Raw genomic sequence first — 20,507 nt, 5'->3', positions numbered from 1 at the left:
CGCACGGGGATTGCCGGGTAGGACGCCGACCCCGCCGCTTCGCGGCGGATGCCTCCCTCCCACCCACCCGTTCACCCGGCACCGCCACCACGAGGTAGGAACCCGGCCCCCCTGGACCTTGAGTGGGTGTGCCCGCTCCTACTCCCACCGGACGGTGCGGGGTGAACGGGCGGGTGGGTGGGAGTGATCCGGCGCGAAGCGGCGGGGTAGTCCGGAGTGGGCCCGCACCCGAAGGCCCAAACGTGCCGGGGACTGGAGGAACGTACAGGAGGGGGACGCGCGTCCAGTGGGTGGCCCGTACGAACGGGAGGAGCCGCGCGGGCTACCCTGACCCCGTGAAGGTCCTCGTCATCGGCAGTGGTGCCCGCGAACACGCCCTGTGCCGCTCTCTGTCCCTCGACCCCGACGTCTCCGAGCTGCACTGCGCCCCCGGCAACGCCGGCATCGCAGAAGTGGCCGAGCTGCACGCCGTCGACGCCCTCGACGGCGCCGCCGTGGCGGGCCTCGCCCAGCGCCTGGGCGCGGGGCTCGTCATCGTGGGCCCGGAGGCCCCCCTCGTGGCCGGCGTCGCCGACGCCGTGCGCGACGCGGGCATCCCCTGCTTCGGCCCCTCCAAGGAAGCCGCCCAGCTGGAGGGCTCCAAGGCGTTCGCCAAGGACGTGATGGCAGGCGCGAGCGTGCCGACCGCCCGGTCGTACGTCTGCACCACCCCCGCCGAGATCGACGAGGCACTCGACGCGTTCGGAGCGCCGTACGTCGTCAAGGACGACGGGCTCGCCGCCGGCAAGGGAGTCGTCGTCACGGACGACGTCGACGTGGCCCGCGCCCACGCCCTCGCCTGCGACCGCGTCGTCATCGAGGAGTTCCTGGACGGCCCCGAGGTCTCCCTCTTCGCCGTCACCGACGGCGAGACGGTCGTCCCGCTCCAGCCCGCCCAGGACTTCAAGCGCGCGCTCGACGGCGACGAGGGCCCGAACACGGGCGGCATGGGCGCGTACTCGCCCCTCCCGTGGGCCGACCCGAAGCTCGTCGACGAGGTCATGCAGAGCGTGCTGCAGCCGACCGTGGACGAGCTGCGCCGCCGCGGCACCCCGTTCGCGGGACTGCTGTACGCGGGGCTCGCGATCACGAGCCGCGGCGTGCGTGTCATTGAATTCAACGCCCGCTTCGGCGACCCCGAGACCCAGGTCGTCCTCGCCCGCCTCAAGACCCCGCTCGCCGGGCTCCTGATGGCCGCGGCGACCGGCAACCTCGCCGACCTGCCCCCGCTGCGCTGGAGCGACGACGCCGCGGTGACCGTGGTCGTGGCCTCGTACAACTACCCGGGTACGCCACGCACGGGGGACCCCATCGAGGGCCTGGACGAGGTCTCGGCGCAGGATGCCCCGGATGCGTACGTCCTGCACGCCGGAACGAAGCGCGACGGCGACGCCATCGTCAGCGCGGGGGGCCGCGTGCTGTCCGTGACGGCGGTCGGAGAGGGCCTCACCGAGGCGCGCGAGCGGGCGTACGCCGCGCTGTCCCGTATCCGCCTCGACGGGTCCCAGCACCGCACCGACATCGCGGCGAAGGCCGCCACGGAGGCGTGACGCACGCGGCTTCCCCACGCCGCCGGCGCGTGAATTTTCGGCCACCCCGAACCCCCAGGGCCCCGGATCTGACACTGGATCCGGGGCCCTTTCGGCATTCAGCTTTAGCCAAAGCCATTCCATCGGGTGACCGGTGGCCCATCCGGCTGACGACGACCGGCACCCCAACTAGGGTGCGGCGAAAGCGTTCAAGGCGCCCAGAGCCAAACAGACCACCGGCATTGCGATGTCGGTGGCGGGTGCCACAGTGGGGGAGTGAGCAAGACCAACGCCGTTGAAGTGCGCCGTCGGCTCCGGCCGGCGGCGACCGAACAGTAGGCAGCAGGGGGTGCCATCGGTCGTGTCAGGTACGGGTGTAGAGGTGGGCGCGCAGGCCGCGCGCTCCCGGGCCCTCGCCGTGCTGCGTCTGCGCAGCAGAGCGCTGGCCGTCGCCCTGCTGCCCGCGGCCGCCGCCGTCGTGCTGTTCGCGGCGGGGGCCACGGGGCATGCCGGTGGCGGGAGTTGGTACGTCGCGAGCTGGACCGTGGCGGTCGTCGCGCTGCTCGTCCTGCTCGCCGCGGGTGCGGTGGGCCTGGTCGTCGCGCGGGCGCGGCCCGCCCTGAGCCCCACCGTGCCGATCGCCGAGGAGTCGGCGCCCGATCTGTACCGCCTGGTGCGGGACCTCGCCGACCGCCTTGGCGTACCCGCGCCCTCGGCGATAGCGCTCACCCCGGACTGCGACAGCTGGCTCGAGGACCGTACGCATCCGGCGCACGGGCCGCAGACGGGGCAGGGCCGGGGTCGGGCGGGGACGTCGGAGGCCCGGAACGCGCACGCGCGGGGCGCCGCCGGTGCGGCCATCGGCTCCGGTGGCGGCGCAGGCGGGGTTGCCGCCTCCGTCACCTCCGCCACCCCCGTCGGCCCCGTCGCCCCGGTCCTCGTCATCGGCTCCCCGTTCCTGTGGTGGATGCGCGTCGGCGAGCTCCGCGCGGTGCTCGCGCCCGTCGTGGCGGGTACGGGGCCCTCGGCGCACCCCGACATAGCCGCCGCCCGGCGCTTCGTGCGCGGGCTCGACGCGGCGGTCGCGGTCGCCTCGGCACCGGGGCGCGGGCCGCTGGCCAGGGTGGCGCTCGGCGGCGTCGGGCGGGTCGCCCGGCTCCTGCTGCGGCACTGCCGGGTCCACGCCGCCGAGATGGAGCGCGGGGTCGCCGCGGCCGCGGCGGAGCGGGCCCAGACCGTGGACTACGGCGTGCGGATCGTCGCGCAGGAGCAGGTCGGGCTCGCGTACGCGGGCTGGGACCGTCTCCTCACCCGGGTCGCCCTGCCCGCCTGGCGCATGGGGCGCTGGCCCTCGCGCCTCGACGCGGGCGTGGTCTCCGCGCTGACGGAGCTGTCGCGCAGGGACCGGTTGGCGGAGGGCTTCGCCTCACGCCTCGGCGAGCGTCCTGCCTGTGACCTCCTGGAGGAGCCGGGTTCGGTGGACGAGGCGGCGTCACTGCTCGCCGCGCGCCTCTTTCACGGCGGCCCCGCGGAGTCGGGGCCGGACTGGGCGCCGGTGGCCTGGCAGGAGTACCCGGACGAGGTCGTCGACCGAAAATGGCGCATGGACGCGGCGCGGCTGCACCGGGTCCTGGACGCCCTGGAAACGGACGCCCCCGCCGGCCGGGTCACCTCGGCCCCGAAGGTCCCGACCCTCGACCGCGTCCTGACCCATCTGACGACAACCCCGCAGAGCGCTACGGAGAGTGACCCCGCCGAGTACGCGCCCCGGCTCCCGCAACCGCCGGCCCCGGACACCACCACGGCCATCTCCTCCACGTCCACCGACGCGGACGCCGCCACGGCTATCTCCTCCACGTCCACCGACGCGGACGCCGCCACTTCCGCATCCCCGGACACCGTGGCCCCCACCAGGCCGGCCACCACCACCTCTGCCACCCCGGCCACCACCGAAGCGACAGCCGACGCCCCCGCCGCCCCGGACGAGGCCACCTCCACCGACCTGTCCGTCGCCCCCACGGCCCTGGATGCCGCCAGCCCCACTCCCGCCGCCCCGGACGAGCCGACCCCCACCCCCGCCGCCCCGGAAGCCACCCCCACCCCCATTACCCACTCAACCGCCGACGGCCTGGACGACCCCGAGCGCGCCGCCTCCCTCTTCCCCGAGGTCGACGAAGGCGCCGACGACGGCGACGACGAGAGCCGGAGCGGCATGCTCGCCGCCGGGCTCACCGCCGAGATCGCACGCGAGGAAGCCGCCGCGCCCCCACGTCCCGCCCCCACCGGGCAGAGCCCGGACGAAGCGCTCTGGGACGACGGCGCGTTGCCGCTCTTCCCGCTGCAGCCGCCCCGCACCGGCCGTGAGCTGCTCGTCGACCACGTCACGGCGATGGTGTGCTGCGCGGCCGTCGACACCGCGGGCGCCGCTCCCGGCCTCGACTGGCTCGACGGCCCCGCGCTCCTGGTGGGCGGCGAGCGCGCGACGGATCTCACCCCGCGCGTGACGAGCCTCGTCGAGGACGGCGACCCGACCCCGCTGCGGGACTGGCTCACCCGCCTGGGCATCCGCTCAGAAAAACCGGTCCGCCTGGTCTGACCGCGCGGTCCCACGACCCCGAGCCCGTGGACCCGCAGGCAGCCTCCTCCACGCACCCCCACCCCCCACCCCCGCCCCTCCCGGAGCATCACGCTCCGTTCATATCAATTCGCGACGAACGGTGACGGGGCGCGTGCGTAATGTGATGTGCTGGGAGCGGCTGCCGGACCGTATGCACCACAGGGCGGCGCAGGCTCGGGGGAGCGAGGGAGGGGCACAGATGAGGTCGGAGCCGAACCGCCGATGGGAATCGGGTGCGCTGGCGCACGCCGTATCGGACCCTTTCGGCCAGGGCCCGCTGCCCTGGCTGCGCGGAACCGAGCACTACTTCGACGACACCGGCCACGTCGTGCCCTGGTACATCGACCACGCCCCGGCCCCCGGCGCCGCCGACATCCCGGCCCCGCGCACCGGCGGCCCGATCAACGCCGACGACGTGCACTGCCAGATCAAAGGGTTCACCTCCACCGGCGCCGCCGCGCCCGGCGAGGCCATCGACTTCCACGTCACCGTCGACCCGCCCCAGCAGTTCAGCGTCGACATCTACCGCATCGGGCACTACGGAGGAGACGGCGCCAGCAAGATCACCACCAGCCCCCGGCTCTCCGGCATCGTCCAGCCCGCCCCGCTCACCGCCGACCGCACCGTCTCCTGCCACCACTGGTGGCTCTCCTGGCGCCTGCAGATCCCGAGCTACTGGAACGTCGGGGCGTACGTCGCGGTCCTGACCACCGCCGACGGGTACCGCTCGCACGTCCCCTTCACGGTCCGCGACGACCACCCCGCCGACCTCCTGCTGCTCCTGCCCGACGTCACCTGGCAGGCGTACAACCTCTACCCCGAGGACGGCCGCACGGGCGCCAGCCTGTACCACGCGTGGGACGAGCAGGGCGCGCTGCTCGGCGAGAGCGAGGCCGCCGTCACGGTCTCCTTCGACCGGCCGTACGCGGGCGCGGGCCTCCCCCTGCACGTGGGCCACGCCTACGACTTCATCCGCTGGGCCGAGCGGTACGGATACGACCTGGCGTACGCGGACGCCCGCGACCTGCACGCGGGCCGCGTCGACCCCACCCGGTACCGGGGCCTGGTCTTCCCGGGTCACGACGAGTACTGGTCGCCGAGCATGCGCCGCACCACGGAGCAGGCCCGCGAGCACGGCACGTCACTGGTCTTCCTCTCCGCCAACACCATGTACTGGCAAGTGGAGTTGAGCGCGTCGGCCTCCGGTGTCGAGGACCGGCTCCTCACCTGCCGCAAGCGCCGCGGCCCCGGCAAACCGGCCCTCTGGCGCGAGCGGGACGGCGGCAAGGCGGCCGAGCAGCAGCTCCTCGGCATCCAGTACGCGGGCCGCGTACCCGAGCCGCGGCCCCTCGTCGTCCGCAACGCCGACCACTGGCTGTGGGAGGCCACGGGGGCGCACGACGGCGACGAGATCGACGGGCTCGTCGCGGGCGAGGCCGACCGCTACTTCCCCCGGACGGCGCTCCCCGAGCACCAGGGCCGCATCCTGCTCGCCCACTCCCCGTACGAGGACACCGAGGGCGTCGTCCGCCACCAGGAGTCGTCCCTCTACCGCGCCCCGTCCGGCGCCCTCGTCTTCGCCTCCGGCACCTTCGCCTGGTCCCCGGCACTGGACCGTCCAGGCCATGTCGACGCCCGTATCCAGCGCGCCACGGCCAACCTCCTGGACCGCATCTGCAAGCGTGACTGACCACCCCGTCCGTCCGTCGCATGACCGCCCCATTCGACCGCCCCACTCAACCCCTGGCCAAAACCACACCTCCCATACGGGAGAATCGACCTCACTTGGCCAGAACCACGGGAGGGAACCGTGTCCGGATTCGTAGAAAAGCCCGAGCCGCTCCAGGTGCCGGGCCTGGTCCACCTCCACACCGGCAAGGTGCGCGAGCTGTACCAGAACGAGGCGGGCGAGCTCGTCATGGTCGCCAGCGACCGCCTCTCCGCCTATGACTGGGTGCTGCCGTCGGAGATCCCCGACAAGGGCCGCGTCCTCACCCAGCTCTCCCTGTGGTGGTTCGACCAGCTCGCCGACCTCGTCCCGAACCACGTCATCTCCACGGAGCTGCCGAAGGGCGCGCCCGCCGACTGGGAGGGCCGCACGCTGGTCTGCAGGTCCCTGGAGATGGTCCCGGTCGAGTGCGTCGCCCGCGGCTATCTGACGGGCTCGGGCCTCCTGGAGTACAAGGAGTCGCGTACGGTCTGCGGCCTCGCCCTGCCCGAGGGCCTGGTCGACGGCTCGGAGCTGCCCGCGCCGATCTTCACGCCCGCCGCGAAGGCCGCCGTCGGCGAGCACGACGAGAACGTGTCGTACGAGGAGGTCGCCCGCCAGGTCGGCGCGGAGACCGCGGCGCAGCTGCGCCAGACGACCCTCGCCGTCTACGGCAGGGCGCTGGACATCGCACGCGAGCGCGGCCTGATCCTCGCCGACACGAAGTTCGAGTTCGGCTTCGCCGGGGAGGAGCTCATCCTCGCCGACGAGGTCCTGACCCCGGACTCCTCGCGGTTCTGGCCCGCGGACCAGTGGGAGCCGGGCCGCCCCCAGCCGTCGTACGACAAGCAGTTCGTGCGGAACTGGCTGACCTCGCCGGCCTCGGGCTGGGACCGCACGAGCGAGCAGCCGCCGCCCGCGCTGCCGCAGGACGTGGTGGACGCCACACGCGCCAAGTACATCGAGGCGTACGAGCGGCTCACCGGCACGCCCTGGTGAGCGGGGGGTAGGGAACGAGAACGAAGAAGACCCCGGTCCGATGGACCGGGGTCTTTCATCTGGAGCGGACGACCAGGTTCGAACTGGCGACCTCAACCTTGGCAAGGTTGCGCTCTACCAACTGAGCTACGTCCGCGTTGCGCCGTGGCGCGAGGACAACTATACCCAACCTCGCTCGCGTGCGAGACGCACCGCGGCATGCCGGTTCTCGGCACCGATTTTGGTGGCCGCCGAGGAGAGGTAGTTGCGGACGGTTCCCTGGGAGAGCGCGGCGCGCTCGGCGATCTCCGCGACGGGCGCGCCGTCGGCGGCGAGTTCGAGCACCTCGGCCTCGCGGGCGGTCAGCGGGGAGTCCCCGGCGGAGATGGCGTCGGCGGCCAACTCCGGGTCCACGTAACGGTTTCCGGCGTGCACGGTCCGGATGATCTCGGCGAGCCGCTGGGCGCTGACGGTCTTCGGCACGAAGCCTCGTACGCCGACCGCGAGGGCCCGTTTCAGATGTCCGGGTCTGCCATGACTCGTCACGATCATGGTCCTGCAGCCGGGGAGTTCGTCGCGCAGGGATGTGGCCACACTCACACCGTCGGCGCCCGGCATCTGCAGATCGAGGACGGCGACGTCGGGGCGGTGGGCGCGGGCCATGGCGAGCGCCTCGGGCCCCGACGCGGCCTCGGCGACGACGACGAGGTCGTCCTCCAGGGCGAGCAGCGCGGCGAGCGCCCCTCGGATGAGGTGCTCGTCATCGGCCAGCAGCACACGAAGACTCACGCCGCCTCCCTCCTGCCCAGGCCGCTTCCTTCGCTTTCACCGCTCCCGTGCTTCTGCTCCGCCCGCTCCCGCGCACCCGTCCGCTCCGAAGGCGTCGGCAGCGGTACCTGCACGGCCAGCCGGAAGACCCCGTCGCCGGACGTGGAGTCCAGCGTCCCGCCCACCGCGGCGAGCCGCTCCCGCAGCCCGGCGAGACCGGACCCCCGCCCCGCGAGACCGGATCCCCGCCCCGCGGGCCCCGGCCCACGTCCCCCCGGCACGACCTCCGGTACCCCGTCGTTCTCCACGCTCAACGTCGCCCGCCCCTCACTCACCGCGAGGGCGATGTCGCATCGCCCCGCGTCACCGTGCCGCAGCACGTTCGTCGCCGCTTCCCGTACGACCCAGCCCAGCGCCGACTGCACCGACGCGGGCAGTGTCACCTCGGACCCGCTGACCCGGCACTTGATTCCGGCCGCCTCCAACACGCCCTGCGCGCCGGTGAGTTCCACCTTCAGGTCGACCTCGCGGTAGCCGCGTACGACTTCTCGTACTTCCCGCTGCGACTCCTGCGCGATCCGCTGCACCTCGACCATCTGGTCCACGGCCTCCGGGCGTCCCCGGCGCGCGAGCTGTACCGCGAGCTCGCTCTTGAGGGCGATGACGGCGAGGTTGCGGCCCATGACGTCGTGCAGGTCCCGCCCGAACCGCAGCCGTTCCTCGGCGACCGCGAGCCGCGCCTCGACCTCGCGGGCCCGGTCGGCCTCCCACATCACGGAGAGCGTCCAGGCGCCGCAGCGCGCGGAGATCAGCGCGAGGAAGCCCGCGAAGGCGATGATCACGCCGATCGCGACGAGCTGCCCGCCGCGCGCCCCGGCGGCGGCGAAGGCGCCGACGGACACGGCGGCGACCAACGCCATTCGGGTCGCGTAGCCGCGGATCGTGGCGGAGAAGGCGAGCGACTGGGCGAACGGCATCGGTACGAACAGGGCGGTGATGCCCAGCATCTCCGAGGGGACTCCGTCCACCGCCTGGAGGCCCACGGCGAGACCCATCGTGGTGGTCATGAGGACGCCCGCGACGACGAGGTCGCGGCGCGGCAGCGGTGCCCGTCGCAGGTAGTGGTCGACGGAGCGGCGCAGCGACCGACTGGCGTGCAGGCACTGCGCGGCGCCCGACACCATCAGTCCCCACCCGAAGAGCTGCGGGGCGAGGTCGTGGCGCAGGCCCAGGCCGAGCGGGACCGAGACCCAACTGAGGAGGAAGACCCACGGCATCAGGTGCCAGGTCACCGTCGACTGGAACTCGACCTTCTCGATCTTGCTGCGCCCGTGCCAGCTCCGCTGCCAGGCCCGCATCCGGCCGACCACGTCCGTCGCCTCCCTCAGTGCCGGGGTTCCCACCGGAACCACCGCCGTACAGCAAACACCGCGAGGACGGTCCAGGCCACCGCGGTGGCGGCCGCGCCGAGCGCGTCGCCCGCCGAGAGGTTGCCCGCCCAGCCGCCGCGGATCAGCTCGATGACGGGCGACAGCGGAAGGAGCTCGCAGACCGAGGCGAGCTTGTCGGGCATGACCTCGAGCGGGACGAAGAGCCCGGAGCCGATCATCGACACGAAGATCAGCGGCATCGTCATGACCTGCGCGGACTCGGTGGACCTGCTGAAGCTGCCGGTGACGGCGGCCAGCGCGGCGAACATCACGAGCCCCGCGGCGATGCCGAGGACGACGAGGTGCGGCGCGCTCGGCGCCCCCGCGTCGAGGAGCACCGCGCAGCCCACGGAGAGGACGAGGCACTGCACGACGCCGATGAGGACCGAGGGCAGTGCGGCGCCCGCCAGGATCTCGGGATCCCGCAGCTCGCCGGTGCGCAGCCGCTTCAGTACGAGTTCCTCGCGGCGTGCGACGTAGACGGCGGTCAGTGCCGAGTAGACGGCGAAGAGCAGGGAGAAGCCGAGGGCGCTCGGCAGCACAACGGTGCCGACGTCGAGTCCGGTGCCCTTGAGGTCCATGCCGTCGGCGGCCTGCCGCATGCTGAACGGGATGATCAGCGGCACGAACAGCGCCGCGAACAGCGTGCCCTTGCTCCGCCCGAGCAGCGTCATCTCGGAGCGCGCGAGCGCCCGCATGCGCCCCGCGGGCGTCGTCATGGTCATCGTGCTCATGCCGCCATCTCCTTGCTCTTCGCGTCGTTCTCGGCGGCGCGCGCGATCCGCAGGAACGCCTCTTCCAGGGACGCGGCCCGTACGTCGAGTCCGGTGAGCTCGACGCGCGCGTCCCTGGCCCACAACAGCAGCCCGGTGGCCGCGTGCTGGAGTTCGTTCGTACGCAGCCGGACCCGGCGTCCCGTCGTCTCGTGGCCGGTCACGCCCAGCTCGCCGAGGGGCGGCAGGTCGCCGACGAAGTAGCCGTCGGGCAGCTCGAAGGAGATGTGCGAGGGCTGGCTTGCGACCACGTCGGAGACGCGTCCCGCGGCGGCGATCCGGCCCTCGTGGAGGATCGCGAGCCGGTCGGCGAGTTCCTCGGCCTCTTCCAGGTAGTGCGTGGTGAGCAGCACGGTCGTGCCGTTGTCGCGCAGGTCCCGCACCAACTTCCAGGTCTCGCGGCGCCCTTCGGCGTCGAGCCCTGTGGTGGGTTCGTCGAGGAAGAGCACCTCGGGCCTGCCGAGGAGCGCCATGGCGAGGTCGAGTCGGCGCTTCTCGCCGCCGGACAGCTGTTTCACGCGGACGCCGGACCGTTTGCCGAGCCCGACGACGTCCAGGGCCTCGCCGACGGGCATGGCGCCGCTGGTGCACCCGGCCCACATGCGGGCGGTCTCCTGGACGGTCAACTCGGCGGGGAATCCGCCTTCCTGGAGCATGACGCCGATGCGGGGCCGTACTTGGGCGCGTTCGGTGTACGGGTCGTGCCCGAGGACGCGCACGCGTCCGCCGGCCGGGGCGGCGAGCCCCTCGAGGAGTTCGAGGGTGGATGTCTTGCCGGCGCCGTTGGTGCCGAGGAGCGCGAACAGTTCGCCGCGGCCCACGGCGAAGGAGACCCCGCGTACCGCCTCGAAACCGCCCCCGTACACGCGCCGCAGATCGGTCACGTCGATCACTTGGTCCGTCATGGTTCGAGCGTCTCCCGGCCGGGGAGCGGTCGGCAGTGCGCGCTGTCACCGGCCCGTATGACAAATGTCAGAAGCCGCAGGGACACGAAGAAGGCCCCGGTCGAATCGACCGGGGCCTCTCATATGGAGCGAACGACGAGGTTCGAACTCGCGACCTCAACCTTGGCAAGGTTGCGCTCTACCAACTGAGCTACGTTCGCATTGCCTCCGACCAGCTCTCTCTGATCGGCGCGGGCACCAGCTTACCGCAACCGGAGGACCGGTCGGTGAGCGGTGCAGAGCGGGTGACAGGAATTGCACACTGCGCCTTCCCCCTGGAAGGGGGATGTTCTACTACTGAACTACACCCGCACGACTCCTTGGGGCCCGGCCTTTCGGCCTCGCCCCTCGGCGTGCTCCAGACTCTAGCCGATCTGCGGGGGTGCAGCGCAAGTCGGTTGTCCTGAGGGGCGCGGACGCGGTGTTCCGGCGGGCGCTAGTTGGCCGCTTCGAACGCCTCGTAGACCTTCTTCGGGATGCGGCCGCGCGGCGGGACGTTCATGTGGTGCGAGCGCGCCCAGGCGCGGACCGCCGACGGGTCGGGGGACAGGGCCGTGTGCCGGAACGCCATGCCGGACCGCGACCGCTTGCGGGCGGCCTCCAGGTACGGGGCAAGTGCCCCGCGCAGTTTCTCTGCATTGGTTTGATTGAGGTCGATCTCGTACGACGTGCCGTCCAGAGCGAACGCGACCGTTTCCGCCGCTTCCCCGCCGTCGATGTCGTCAAAGAGAGTGACCACGACACGTTGCGCCACGAATATCGGTCCCTTCGCGCGGCTCTCCCGCGTGTACCGCGTTGACATGCGGTGATGCCGACTGTCATGCCGACTGCACGGATGTTTTCGGCAAAGTATCGACTATTGCCTTTTCCTTTGTACAGTGCCCGGCAATGCATTGTGAAGCCTGTCCTAATACCTCCGCGTGTCAGGTTCCAATGACGTTGCGTGATCTTTCATGGATTCATGGTGAAGGTTCTCGGTTCGAAACCTGTTTGAGCACCGGAACGTGACCGTCATCTCGTAGGTTGCTACGAATCTACGCGAGTAGAATTTTTGTGCCGGTAGTCTGAAGGAACCTGCTCAGCACCCAGCAAGCAGCACACGCCAGCACCACACACCGGGAGTGCCAGTGGCACGCGTCGTAGTCGACGTCATGCTCAAGCCGGAGATCCTCGACCCCCAGGGCCAGGCGGTGCAGCGTGCACTGCCGCGCCTCGGTTTCCAGGGCATCTCCGACGTACGTCAGGGAAAGCGCTTCGAACTCGAGGTGGACGGGCCCGTGGATGCCGCGGCCCTCGCCCGTATCCACGAGTTGGCGGAAACCTTCCTCGCCAACACCGTGATCGAAGACTTCGTCGTAAAGGTCGAAGAAGTCCAGGAGACGCGGAAGGCCGAGGAGGCCGCGAAGTGACTGCTCGAATTGGAGTCGTCACTTTCCCGGGAACCCTCGACGACCGCGACACCCAGCGTGCCGTCCGCGTGGCGGGCGCCGAAGCCGTGCCGCTGTGGCACAAGGACAAGGACCTCAAGCAGGTCGACGCCGTGGTGCTGCCCGGCGGCTTCTCCTACGGCGACTATCTGCGGGCCGGCGCCATCTCGCGTTTCTCGCCGGTGATGGAGTCCGTCATCGAGCAGGCGAAGGCCGGAATGCCGGTCCTCGGCATCTGCAACGGCTTCCAGGTGCTCACCGAGACGCACCTCCTGCCGGGCGCGATGCTGCGCAACAACCACCTGCACTTCATCTGCCGGGAGCAGAAGCTGCGCGTGGAGAACGCGGAGACCGCCTGGACCGCCGACTACACGGCGGGGCAGGAGATCCGGATCCCGCTGAAGAACATCGACGGGCAGTACACCGCCGACGAGCGGACGCTGGACATGCTGGAGGCCGAGGGCCGCGTCGCCTTCCGCTACCTCGACGGCAACCCCAACGGCTCGCTCCGTGACATCGCCGGCATCACCAACGAGGCGGGCAACGTCGTCGGCCTCATGCCGCACCCCGAGCACGCCGTCGAGCCGCTGATCGGGACCGGCCGCACCGACGGCCTCGGATTCTTCACCTCGATCCTGAAGAAGCTGGTCAACGCATGACTCTGGACACCGTCAAGCACGCGAGCGAGACGCCCGACGTCAAGCTCCCCTGGGCCGAACTGGGCCTGAAGGAAGACGAGTACGAGCGCGTCCGCGAGATCCTCGGCCGCCGCCCGACCGGCGCCGAGCTCGCCATGTACTCCGTCATGTGGTCCGAGCACTGCTCGTACAAGAGCAGCAAGATCCACCTGAAGCAGTTCGGCGAGAAGGTCCCCCAGAACGACGCGATGCTCGTCGGCATCGGTGAGAACGCCGGCGTCGTCGACGTCGGCCAGGGCTACGCGGTCACCTTCAAGGTCGAGTCCCACAACCACCCGTCGTACGTCGAGCCCTACCAGGGCGCGGCCACCGGCGTCGGCGGCATCGTCCGCGACATCATCGCGATGGGCGCCCGCCCGGTCGCGGTCGTGGATCCGCTGCGCATGGGCGACGCCCAGCACCCCGACACCAAGCGCGTGCTCCCCGGCGTCGTCGCGGGCATCGGTGGCTACGGCAACTGCCTCGGTCTGCCCAACATCGGCGGCGAGCTCGTCTTCGACGCCTGCTACCAGGGCAACCCGCTGGTCAACGCCGGTGCCATCGGCGTGATGCGGCACGAGGACATCCACCTCGCGAAGGCGTCCGGCCCCGGCAACAAGGTCATCCTGTACGGCGCTCGCACGGGCGGCGACGGCATCGGCGGCGCCTCGATCCTGGCCTCCGAGACCTTCGACGACACGAAGCCGAGCAAGCGCCCCGCCGTCCAGGTCGGCGACCCCTTCCAGGAGAAGCTCCTCATCGAGTGCACCCTGGAGGCCTTCGCCGAGAAGCTCGTCGTCGGCATCCAGGACCTCGGTGCCGCCGGGCTCTCCTGCGCGACCTCCGAGCTGGCGTCCAACGGCTCGGGCGGCATGCGCGTCGAGCTGGACGACGTGCCGCTGCGCGACTCCACGCTCACCCCTGAGGAAATCCTCATGAGTGAGTCGCAGGAACGCATGTGCGCGGTCGTGGAGCCGGAGAAGGTCGACCGTTTCCTGGAGATCTGCGAGAAGTGGGACGTCATCGCCACCGTCGTGGGTGAGGTGACGGACGGCGACCGCCTGGAGATCTTCTGGCACGGCGAGAAGATCGTCGACGTCGACCCGCGCACGGTCGCGCACGACGGCCCGGTCTACGAGCGCCCGTACGCCCGCCCGTCCTGGCAGGACGCCCTCCAGGCCGACGACGCGAACAAGCTGGCCCGCCCGGCGAACGGCGAGGAGCTGCGCGAGCAGGTCCTCAAGCTGGTCGCCGCCCCGAACCAGGCCGCGAAGTCCTGGGTCACCGACCAGTACGACCGCTTCGTGCAGGGCAACACCGTGCTCGCCCAGCCCGAGGACTCCGGGATGATCCGGATCAACGAGGAGACGGGCCTCGGCGTCGCCATCGCCACCGACGGCAACGGCCGGTTCGCGAAGCTCGACCCGTACACGGGCGCGCAGCTCGCGCTCGCCGAGTCGTACCGCAACGTGGCCGCGTCCGGCGCCAAGCCCCTCGCGATCTCGGACTGCCTGAACTTCGGCTCGCCCGAGGACCCGGACGTCATGTGGCAGTTCGCCGAGGCCATCCGCGGCCTCGCGGACGGCTGCCTGGAGCTGGGCACCCCGGTCACCGGCGGCAACGTCTCGCTGTACAACCAGACCGGTGAGGCGGCGATCCACCCGACGCCCGTCGTCGCCGTGCTCGGTGTGATCGACGACGTCGCGCGGCGTACGCCGATGGCGTTCGCGGAAGAGGGCCAGCTCCTCTACCTGCTCGGCGACACGCACGAGGAGTTCGGCGGTTCGGCCTGGTCGCAGGTGATCCACGGCCACCTCGGCGGGCTCCCGCCCAAGGTCGACCTGGCGCGCGAGAAGCTGCTCGCCGACATCCTGATCTCGGCCTCGCGCGACGGCATGATCGACGCCGCGCACGACCTGTCGGACGGCGGGCTCGTGCAGGCCGTCACCGAGTCGTGCCTGCGGGGCGGTCGCGGTGCGCGGCTCGTCGTGCCGGACGGTCTGGACGCGTTCACCTTCCTCTTCTCCGAGTCGGCGGGGCGCGCGGTCGTCTCGGTGCCGCGGAGCGAGGAACTGCGCTTCACCGACATGTGCGGGGCGCGGGGTCTGCCCGTCCGCCGCATCGGCGTGGTCGACGGAGACGCGGTCGACGTACAGGGTGAGTTCACGCTGCCGCTGAGCGAGCTGCGCACGGCGCACGAGCGGACGCTGCCGGAGCTCTTCGCCTGACGGATCGCCCCGTAAGGGGCGCGGGGAACTGCGCGCTCAGCCCAAGGGAAGCCGCAGACGCATCTGCCCAGCATGAGGCAGAGGCGTCTGCGGCTTTTCAGTTGTTGCCCGCACGGTTCCCCGCGCCCCTCACGGGGCCCGAGCGGGGTTGCCAGGAATTACGAACTTACGTAATCTCGTACTCATGAGCCTCGAAGATCGCGTCGCCGAGCTCGAACGGCGCATGGCGGAGCTGGAGAGCGCCGGGCCGGCCGCGCCCGCCGTGGAAGAGGGCGATTTCTGGGCCCTCGACGCGCTGAAGGCGCGGCACCCGGTGACGGAGGACGCGGACGGCGCCGTCCTGTTCACCGGAACGGTGCGGGTGCCGACCGGGCACCGGTACGAGTGGCAGTACGGCCTGCTGACCGAGTCCGTCTTCGAGGGTGACTGGACGGAGGCGGCCGAGTCGTTCGCCGCGCTCGGCCATCCCGTGCGGCTGCGGCTGCTGCGGGAGATCCTCGGCGGCCTGCGCACCGCCGCCGAGCTGGCCGCGCTCGACGACGTCGGCACGACCGGCCAGATCTACCACCACCTGCGCCAGCTGACCGGCGCGGGCTGGCTGCACAGCACGGAGCGCGGGCGCTACGAGGTGCCCGCCGGGCGGGTGGTGCCGCTGCTGGTGGTGCTCACGGCGGCGAAGCCGGTGACCTGACCGGTTCCGTACGACTTTGTGACCTTACGACCGTACGAGGGGGAAGTGATGTCCGTAGGCCTGCGTAAATGTGCCGCTGTGGCCCAACGGCTGCTGTGGGTCGTGTTCTTCGCTCAAATCGTCGTCCGGCAGTTCACCGAGCTGCCGTACAACTACTGGCTGAGCTGGCTGCCCGCGCTCGCCGCGATCGGCATCAGCACGGCGACGTCCCGCTCCGCGCGCAAGCAGATCGAGACGGACCCCCCGGCCCCGGTCGAGGTCGAGCCCCCGGTCACCGGCCGCTGGTCCGCGCTGAACAGCCCCGCCGACAAGGTGCCGAGCCACGGCACGCACCACCTGGGGCAGACGTACGCCATCGACATCACGGCCGAGCCCGCGGAAGGCCCCGCCCGCCCCAAGCCCGTCTGGTTCTGGCCGGTCGCCCGGCGCGGGCAGGCCTACCCCGCCTTCGGGGAGCCGCTGCTCGCGGTGGCCGACGCGACCGTCGTGCGGGCCGAGGACGGCCAGCGCGACCACCTCAGCCGCAGCTCCCTCATCGGAGTCCTGTACTTCTGGCTGGTCGAGGGCGTCGGCAGGACGCTCGGCGGCGCCCGCCGCATCGTCGGCAACCACGTCGTGCTGGACCTCGGCGAGGGGACGTACGCCGTGTACGCGCACGTCAAACAGGGTTCGCTCACCGTGCGGGCAGGGGACCGGGTGACCGTCGGGCAGGAGCTCGGCCGGTGCGGGAACTCGGGCAACTCCACTGAACCGCACCTGCACTTCAGCCTGATGGACGGCCCCGACATGGAGACGGCCCGGGGTCTGCCCTTCCGCTGGCGCGGCGTCGGGGTGCCCGCGAACGGCGAGAGGTTCACCGTGCGGGAAGAGGCCACCCCGGTACCGTGACCTGCATGACTGAGGAGCTGGGGCTGCGCGCGCGCAAGAAACGGCAGACCGCCGCGCGGATCTGGCAGGTTGCCGTGGACCTCTGTTCCGAGCGGGGCTTCGACCACGTCTCCGTGGCGGAGATCGCCGAGGCGGCCGACGTCTCGAAGATGACCGTCTTCAACTACTTCGGCACCAAAGAAGACGTGATCGTCGGCCCGCTGGAGGAGCACGCGGAGGACCCGGCCCGCGCGGTGCGCGAGCGGCGCCCCGGCGAGTCCGCGGTCACCGCGGCGCGCCGCCAGTTCCAGGAGCAGATCCTCGGACGCGACCCGTCGATCGGCCTCAGCGGTGACCCGCGCGCCCTCAAGGTGCGTCAGCTCATCAAGGAGACACCGACGCTCGCGCACCGCGTGGTGATCTTCCACATGCGCAGCGTCCAGCTCCTTGCCGACGAGCTCGCCGAGGAGACCGGCGACATGCTTCTCGCCCGGGTCGCCGCGGCCCAGCTGATCGGCGCCCGGAACGCGCTCATCATGCGGAACCACGAGCGCACCCTCGCGGGGGACCCGCTCGACGAGATCGCGAAGGACTGCGCGGAGGCCGCCGAGCGCGCCTTCGACCTGGTCGAAAAGGGACTACAGGGGTACCCCGGAAACGCTTAGGCTCGGCACCATGCCACCGGCCAAGAAGCGCACGCGCTCGTACGATTCCGCCAAGACCCGCGCCGCCGTCCTCGCCCAGTTCGGCAACGTACGCACCGCGGTCCGCACCCTCACCCCCGAGCAGCTCGCCCGCCCCACCCGGCTCGGGGACTGGACCGTGCGCGAACTGTCGGCACACATCGCGATGGTCCTCGGCACCGTCCACCGCTACCTCGCCCTGCCGGAACCGGCCAAGCACGAAGTGCCGCTCATGGACTGGCCGTTCGCCACGGTCACCGCGGCAGCGCAGGTCGACGAGGACACCCGGGCGATCGCCGAGACGGCGGGCGCGGACCTCGACGACCTGTTCACGCGCACGCTCACCGGCATCGAGGAGTCCCTCGCCGCCGCCTCCGACGACCGCCTGGTCCCCTCCCGCTTCGGCGCCATGACCCTCGGCGACTTCCTCGTCACCCGTACCGTCGAACTCACCGTCCACACGGACGACTTGAACGACGCGGTGCCGGACCTCGACGTGCCGTACGACCGGCAGGCCCTGGCCGCCTGTGCCCGGCTGCTCGCGGACGCCCTCGCGGTGAAGGCGCCCGGCGCGTCGACGGAGGTGCGGATTCCGCCGTACGCCGTCGTGCAGTGCGTCGAAGGTCCCCGGCACACCCGCGGCACCCCGCCCAACGTCGTCGAGGCCGACCCGCTCATCTGGATCCGCCTCGCGACCGGGCGTACGGACTGGGCGACGGCCGTCGACGCGGCGCAGGTCAGCGCGAGCGGAGAGCGGGCGGACCTGTCGGGGCTGCTGCCGATCATGGGGTAGCCCGACGCGCGCCCGGCGGGAGATGGAACCGGGACCCCCACTTGTCCCGTCACATTGCCATGCACACGCAGCGAGTGACCCTCACCCTGACCGCGCTGGCCTCCGCGGGGCTGCTGCTCACGGCATGCGGCAGCGAGTCCGGAGCCGGCTCCGACCGCGACTCCGGCGGTCGTTCCGTGACGACCGAGCAGGCACTCACCGGCGTCCGCTGGAACGTGGAGAGCCTCACCGTGGGCGGCAAGAAGCACGACGCCCCGGAAGGCGCCTACCTGAAGATCGGCAAGGACGGGAAGGCCGCCGGCAGCTACGGCTGCAACCACGCGGGCACCACCGTGTCGGTCAAGGGCGACACCGTGGACTTCGGCGAGACGCAGACGACGATGATGGCCTGCGAGGGCGGCGGCCGCATGAAGTTCGAGGAGAAGCTCACGCGCGCGCTCGGCGCGGGCAGGTTCACCGCGAAGGTGGACGGCGACCGCATGACCCTCACCACCGCCGAGGGAGACCGCGTGGCCTTCACCTCGCAGCCCGCCGAGCCCGACGCGCCGCTCACCGGCACCAAGTGGACGGTCAACGGCATCGGCGACGGCAGGACCGCCGCGACCCTGCCGAAGGCCGTGTCCGGCAAGGTCAGCCTGACCTTCGACGACGGCAAGGTCCGCGGCAACCTCGGATGCAACGACGTCTCCGCCAAGGCCGAGGCGAAGGACGGCCGCATCACCTTCGGCAAGCCCGTCACGACCCGGAAGATGTGCCCCGGCGACGCGATGACCACCGAGCGCAAGCTCCTGAAGCTCTTCGACGGCCAGGCGCGGTACGAGGTGCGGGAAGGCACTCTGAAGCTCACCGCGGACGACGGCACGGTCATCACCGCGAACACCGAGAACGGCAGCTAGGCGTAGGGCAGGAGCTCCTTGTCCGTCCGCTCCCACGCCCGCCGCAGCTCCGCGAGGAGCCGCGGCTCCGCGGCGGCCCGGTCGGCCTGCTCGCGCCGGTCCTCCGCGAGGTCGAAGAGCTGGTCGGCGCCGTCCTTGCCCCGGTAGTACTTCCACCCGCCGCGCCGCAGCGCCCGCTCGCCCCGCACCCGCCAGAACAGCTCCCGCTCGGCGAGCCGTTGGCCCGTCAGGAGGTACGGGGCGAGGCTGGTGCCGTCCAGCGGATGCGCGCGGTCCGGCCTGGCGCCGCCGATTTCCAGGAGCGTCGCCGTCCAGTCGGGCGTGTAGACGGGCTCGTCGCTGACCTGCCCGCCGTCGATCCGCGCCGGCCACCGCACGATGGTCGGCACCCGGATGCCGCCCTCCTTGAGAGAGCCCTTGTTGCCGGACAGCGGCCAGTTGTACGAGAAGCGCTCGCCCCCGTTGTCCGACGCGAAGAACACCAGGGTGTCCCGCTCCTGACCGGACCGCTTCAGGGCGCGCAGCACCTCCCCGATCGAACGGTCCAGGTCCTCGACCATCTCCTTGTACTTCTCGACCGAACCGCCGTCCCGGTGCTGCAGCGCCCCCTTCTCGCCCGCCTTGATCCGCCGGACGATCTCGGCGCTCTGCTCCTCGTCGCCGTCGGCTATCCACGGCCAGTGGGGCGTGGTGAAGTTCAGGTTGAGCAGCCACGGCTTTCCGCCGTGGTCCCGCCGCACGTATTCGCTCGCCTTCTCGGTCAGGACCCGCGTGTAGTACCGCAGGTCCTTGTACTCGGCGTCGCCCTCCCGGACGGCCCCCCTGTAGAGGTCGTACTCCCCGGCCAGCCCCAGCTTCGAGTAGTACTCCAGGGCCCCGCCGAAGTTCCCGAAGAACTCGTCCCAGCCGGACTTGGTGGGGGAGTAGTCCGGCAGGTAGCCGCAGTGCCACTTGCCGATCAGCGCGGTCGCGTACCCGGCGTCGCGCAGCAGCGAGGCGAGCGTGGGATGGGTCGGGTCGAGGCCCACGGACCGGTCCGCGATCGGCTCCGCGAGCCCGCCCTTCGTACGCCCGGGGAAGCGGCCCGTGTACAGGCTGAAGCGGGTGGGCGAGCAGGTCGCGGACCCGGAGTAGGCGTCCGTGAAGCGGACTCCCTCGCGGGCGAGCCGGTCCAGGTTCGGCGTCCTGATGTGCGGTGATCCGTAGGACGAGAGGTCGGCCCAGCCGAGGTCGTCGCCGAGGATGAAGAGGATGTTGGGCCGCCGTCCGCCCTTCCGCGCGGCCGCCCGGAACGGCCGCTCCTCGACCCCCGTGCCGGCCTGCGCCTCGGCTGCCGGGAGACCGACCGCGGCGGCGGTCGCGGAGGCGCCGACGACACCGCCGAAGGCGCGCCGGGACAGCTGGGAAGGGGACCTGTCGGACGTGCGACCAGGCTTGTACGAAGACACAACGCGCTCCT

Annotated in this window: 18 protein-coding genes and 3 tRNA genes; 12 read left to right on the top strand and 9 right to left on the bottom strand. The window is 71.5% G+C overall.

What is annotated here, in order from left to right:
- The first annotated feature begins 335 nt into the window (after positions 1-335).
- The 4 genes from purD to DEJ49_RS17185 all read left to right on the top strand — a co-directional run bounded on the left by purD (position 336) and on the right by DEJ49_RS17185 (position 6,892).
- Entirely contained in the window at positions 336-1,589 is a 1,254-nt protein-coding gene (gene purD, locus DEJ49_RS17200; protein WP_150184935.1) for a phosphoribosylamine--glycine ligase, read from the top strand.
- A 340-nt stretch (positions 1,590-1,929) separates the two neighbouring features.
- Positions 1,930-4,164 (top strand): hypothetical protein, encoded by a 2,235-nt coding sequence (locus DEJ49_RS17195; protein ID WP_150184934.1) that lies wholly within the window; start codon positions 1,930-1,932, stop codon positions 4,162-4,164.
- A 220-nt stretch (positions 4,165-4,384) separates the two neighbouring features.
- Positions 4,385-5,875 (top strand): N,N-dimethylformamidase beta subunit family domain-containing protein, encoded by a 1,491-nt coding sequence (locus DEJ49_RS17190; RefSeq protein WP_150184933.1) that lies wholly within the window; start codon positions 4,385-4,387, stop codon positions 5,873-5,875.
- A gap of 120 nt (positions 5,876-5,995) precedes the next feature.
- Complete coding sequence (locus tag DEJ49_RS17185) at positions 5,996-6,892, top strand: phosphoribosylaminoimidazolesuccinocarboxamide synthase (protein ID WP_150184932.1); 897 nt, start codon at positions 5,996-5,998, stop codon at positions 6,890-6,892.
- Positions 6,893-6,952: 60 nt separating this feature from the next.
- Here DEJ49_RS17185 and DEJ49_RS17180 read toward each other — a convergent pair.
- From DEJ49_RS17180 to DEJ49_RS17145, 8 genes are all read right to left on the bottom strand, one after another.
- Positions 6,953-7,028, bottom strand: a tRNA-Gly gene (locus DEJ49_RS17180).
- 23 nt (positions 7,029-7,051) lie between these two features.
- Positions 7,052-7,660, bottom strand: a complete 609-nt coding sequence (locus DEJ49_RS17175; RefSeq protein WP_150184931.1) for a response regulator transcription factor — start codon at positions 7,658-7,660, stop codon at positions 7,052-7,054.
- On the bottom strand, positions 7,657-9,042 hold the full coding sequence (locus tag DEJ49_RS17170) for a sensor histidine kinase (RefSeq protein WP_223832871.1): 1,386 nt from the start codon (positions 9,040-9,042) through the stop codon (positions 7,657-7,659). The genes DEJ49_RS17175 and DEJ49_RS17170 overlap by 4 nt, the downstream gene beginning before the upstream one ends.
- A complete protein-coding gene (locus DEJ49_RS17165) occupies positions 9,024-9,803 on the bottom strand; it encodes an ABC transporter permease (protein ID WP_150184930.1) in 780 nt (259 codons plus the stop codon). The genes DEJ49_RS17170 and DEJ49_RS17165 overlap by 19 nt, the downstream gene beginning before the upstream one ends.
- Positions 9,800-10,747, bottom strand: a complete 948-nt coding sequence (locus DEJ49_RS17160) for an ABC transporter ATP-binding protein (protein ID WP_150184929.1) — start codon at positions 10,745-10,747, stop codon at positions 9,800-9,802. Before DEJ49_RS17160 ends, DEJ49_RS17165 begins: the two co-directional genes overlap by 4 nt.
- Before the next feature lie 124 nt (positions 10,748-10,871).
- Positions 10,872-10,947: transfer RNA gene (locus DEJ49_RS17155), tRNA-Gly, on the bottom strand.
- A gap of 79 nt (positions 10,948-11,026) precedes the next feature.
- Positions 11,027-11,098 (bottom strand) — tRNA-Gly (locus DEJ49_RS17150).
- Positions 11,099-11,222: 124 nt separating this feature from the next.
- The gene (locus DEJ49_RS17145) at positions 11,223-11,540 is read right to left on the bottom strand and encodes a histone-like nucleoid-structuring protein Lsr2 (RefSeq protein ID WP_150184928.1); all 318 of its coding nucleotides are present in this window, start codon (positions 11,538-11,540) and stop codon (positions 11,223-11,225) included.
- Positions 11,541-11,913: 373 nt separating this feature from the next.
- Between DEJ49_RS17145 and purS the strand changes: the two genes are divergently transcribed.
- From purS to DEJ49_RS17105, 8 genes are all read left to right on the top strand, one after another.
- Positions 11,914-12,195 carry a phosphoribosylformylglycinamidine synthase subunit PurS gene (purS, locus tag DEJ49_RS17140; RefSeq protein ID WP_150184927.1) on the top strand — a complete coding sequence of 94 codons (282 nt, stop codon included), beginning with the start codon at positions 11,914-11,916 and terminating at the stop codon, positions 12,193-12,195.
- A complete protein-coding gene (purQ, locus tag DEJ49_RS17135) occupies positions 12,192-12,872 on the top strand; it encodes a phosphoribosylformylglycinamidine synthase subunit PurQ (protein WP_150184926.1) in 681 nt (226 codons plus the stop codon). The genes purS and purQ overlap by 4 nt, the downstream gene beginning before the upstream one ends.
- Positions 12,869-15,118, top strand: a complete 2,250-nt coding sequence (gene purL, locus DEJ49_RS17130) for a phosphoribosylformylglycinamidine synthase subunit PurL (protein WP_150184925.1) — start codon at positions 12,869-12,871, stop codon at positions 15,116-15,118. Before purQ ends, purL begins: the two co-directional genes overlap by 4 nt.
- Positions 15,119-15,302: 184 nt before the next feature.
- Complete coding sequence (locus DEJ49_RS17125; RefSeq protein ID WP_150184924.1) at positions 15,303-15,809, top strand: helix-turn-helix domain-containing protein; 507 nt, start codon at positions 15,303-15,305, stop codon at positions 15,807-15,809.
- 48 nt (positions 15,810-15,857) lie between these two features.
- Positions 15,858-16,697, top strand: a complete 840-nt coding sequence (locus DEJ49_RS17120; RefSeq protein ID WP_150184923.1) for a M23 family metallopeptidase — start codon at positions 15,858-15,860, stop codon at positions 16,695-16,697.
- 5 nt (positions 16,698-16,702) lie between these two features.
- Positions 16,703-17,341, top strand: a complete 639-nt coding sequence (locus DEJ49_RS17115) for a TetR/AcrR family transcriptional regulator (protein ID WP_150184922.1) — start codon at positions 16,703-16,705, stop codon at positions 17,339-17,341.
- Positions 17,342-17,351: 10 nt separating this feature from the next.
- Positions 17,352-18,152: a maleylpyruvate isomerase family mycothiol-dependent enzyme gene (locus DEJ49_RS17110; RefSeq protein WP_150184921.1), complete on the top strand. Its 801-nt coding sequence runs from the start codon at positions 17,352-17,354 to the stop codon at positions 18,150-18,152.
- Positions 18,153-18,211: 59 nt separating this feature from the next.
- On the top strand, positions 18,212-19,048 hold the full coding sequence (locus tag DEJ49_RS17105) for an META domain-containing protein (protein ID WP_223832870.1): 837 nt from the start codon (positions 18,212-18,214) through the stop codon (positions 19,046-19,048).
- On the opposite strand, the gene DEJ49_RS17100 is transcribed toward DEJ49_RS17105, so the two are convergent.
- Positions 19,045-20,496 carry a sulfatase gene (locus DEJ49_RS17100; RefSeq protein ID WP_150184920.1) on the bottom strand — a complete coding sequence of 484 codons (1,452 nt, stop codon included), beginning with the start codon at positions 20,494-20,496 and terminating at the stop codon, positions 19,045-19,047. The genes DEJ49_RS17105 and DEJ49_RS17100 overlap by 4 nt on opposite strands.
- Positions 20,497-20,507: the final 11 nt, after the last annotated feature.

Source organism: Streptomyces venezuelae (assembly GCF_008642335.1).
Classification (GTDB): Bacteria; Actinomycetota; Actinomycetes; order Streptomycetales; family Streptomycetaceae; genus Streptomyces; species Streptomyces venezuelae_F.
This window is presented reverse-complemented; position numbering and strand designations above follow the sequence as displayed.

What these genes read in the sequence shown, in the direction of transcription:
- DEJ49_RS17165 (WP_150184930.1), bottom strand. Translation starts at nt 9,803, where the DNA reads ATGAGCACGATGACCATGACGACGCCCGCGGGGCGCATGCGGGCGCTC.
- DEJ49_RS17120 (WP_150184923.1), top strand. Translation starts at nt 15,858, where the DNA reads ATGTCCGTAGGCCTGCGTAAATGTGCCGCTGTGGCCCAACGGCTGCTG.
- purL (WP_150184925.1), top strand. Translation starts at nt 12,869, where the DNA reads ATGACTCTGGACACCGTCAAGCACGCGAGCGAGACGCCCGACGTCAAG.
- DEJ49_RS17190 (WP_150184933.1), top strand. Translation starts at nt 4,385, where the DNA reads ATGAGGTCGGAGCCGAACCGCCGATGGGAATCGGGTGCGCTGGCGCAC.
- DEJ49_RS17125 (WP_150184924.1), top strand. Translation starts at nt 15,303, where the DNA reads ATGAGCCTCGAAGATCGCGTCGCCGAGCTCGAACGGCGCATGGCGGAG.
- DEJ49_RS17160 (WP_150184929.1), bottom strand. Translation starts at nt 10,747, where the DNA reads ATGACGGACCAAGTGATCGACGTGACCGATCTGCGGCGCGTGTACGGG.
- DEJ49_RS17110 (WP_150184921.1), top strand. Translation starts at nt 17,352, where the DNA reads ATGCCACCGGCCAAGAAGCGCACGCGCTCGTACGATTCCGCCAAGACC.
- DEJ49_RS17115 (WP_150184922.1), top strand. Translation starts at nt 16,703, where the DNA reads ATGACTGAGGAGCTGGGGCTGCGCGCGCGCAAGAAACGGCAGACCGCC.
- DEJ49_RS17105 (WP_223832870.1), top strand. Translation starts at nt 18,212, where the DNA reads ATGCACACGCAGCGAGTGACCCTCACCCTGACCGCGCTGGCCTCCGCG.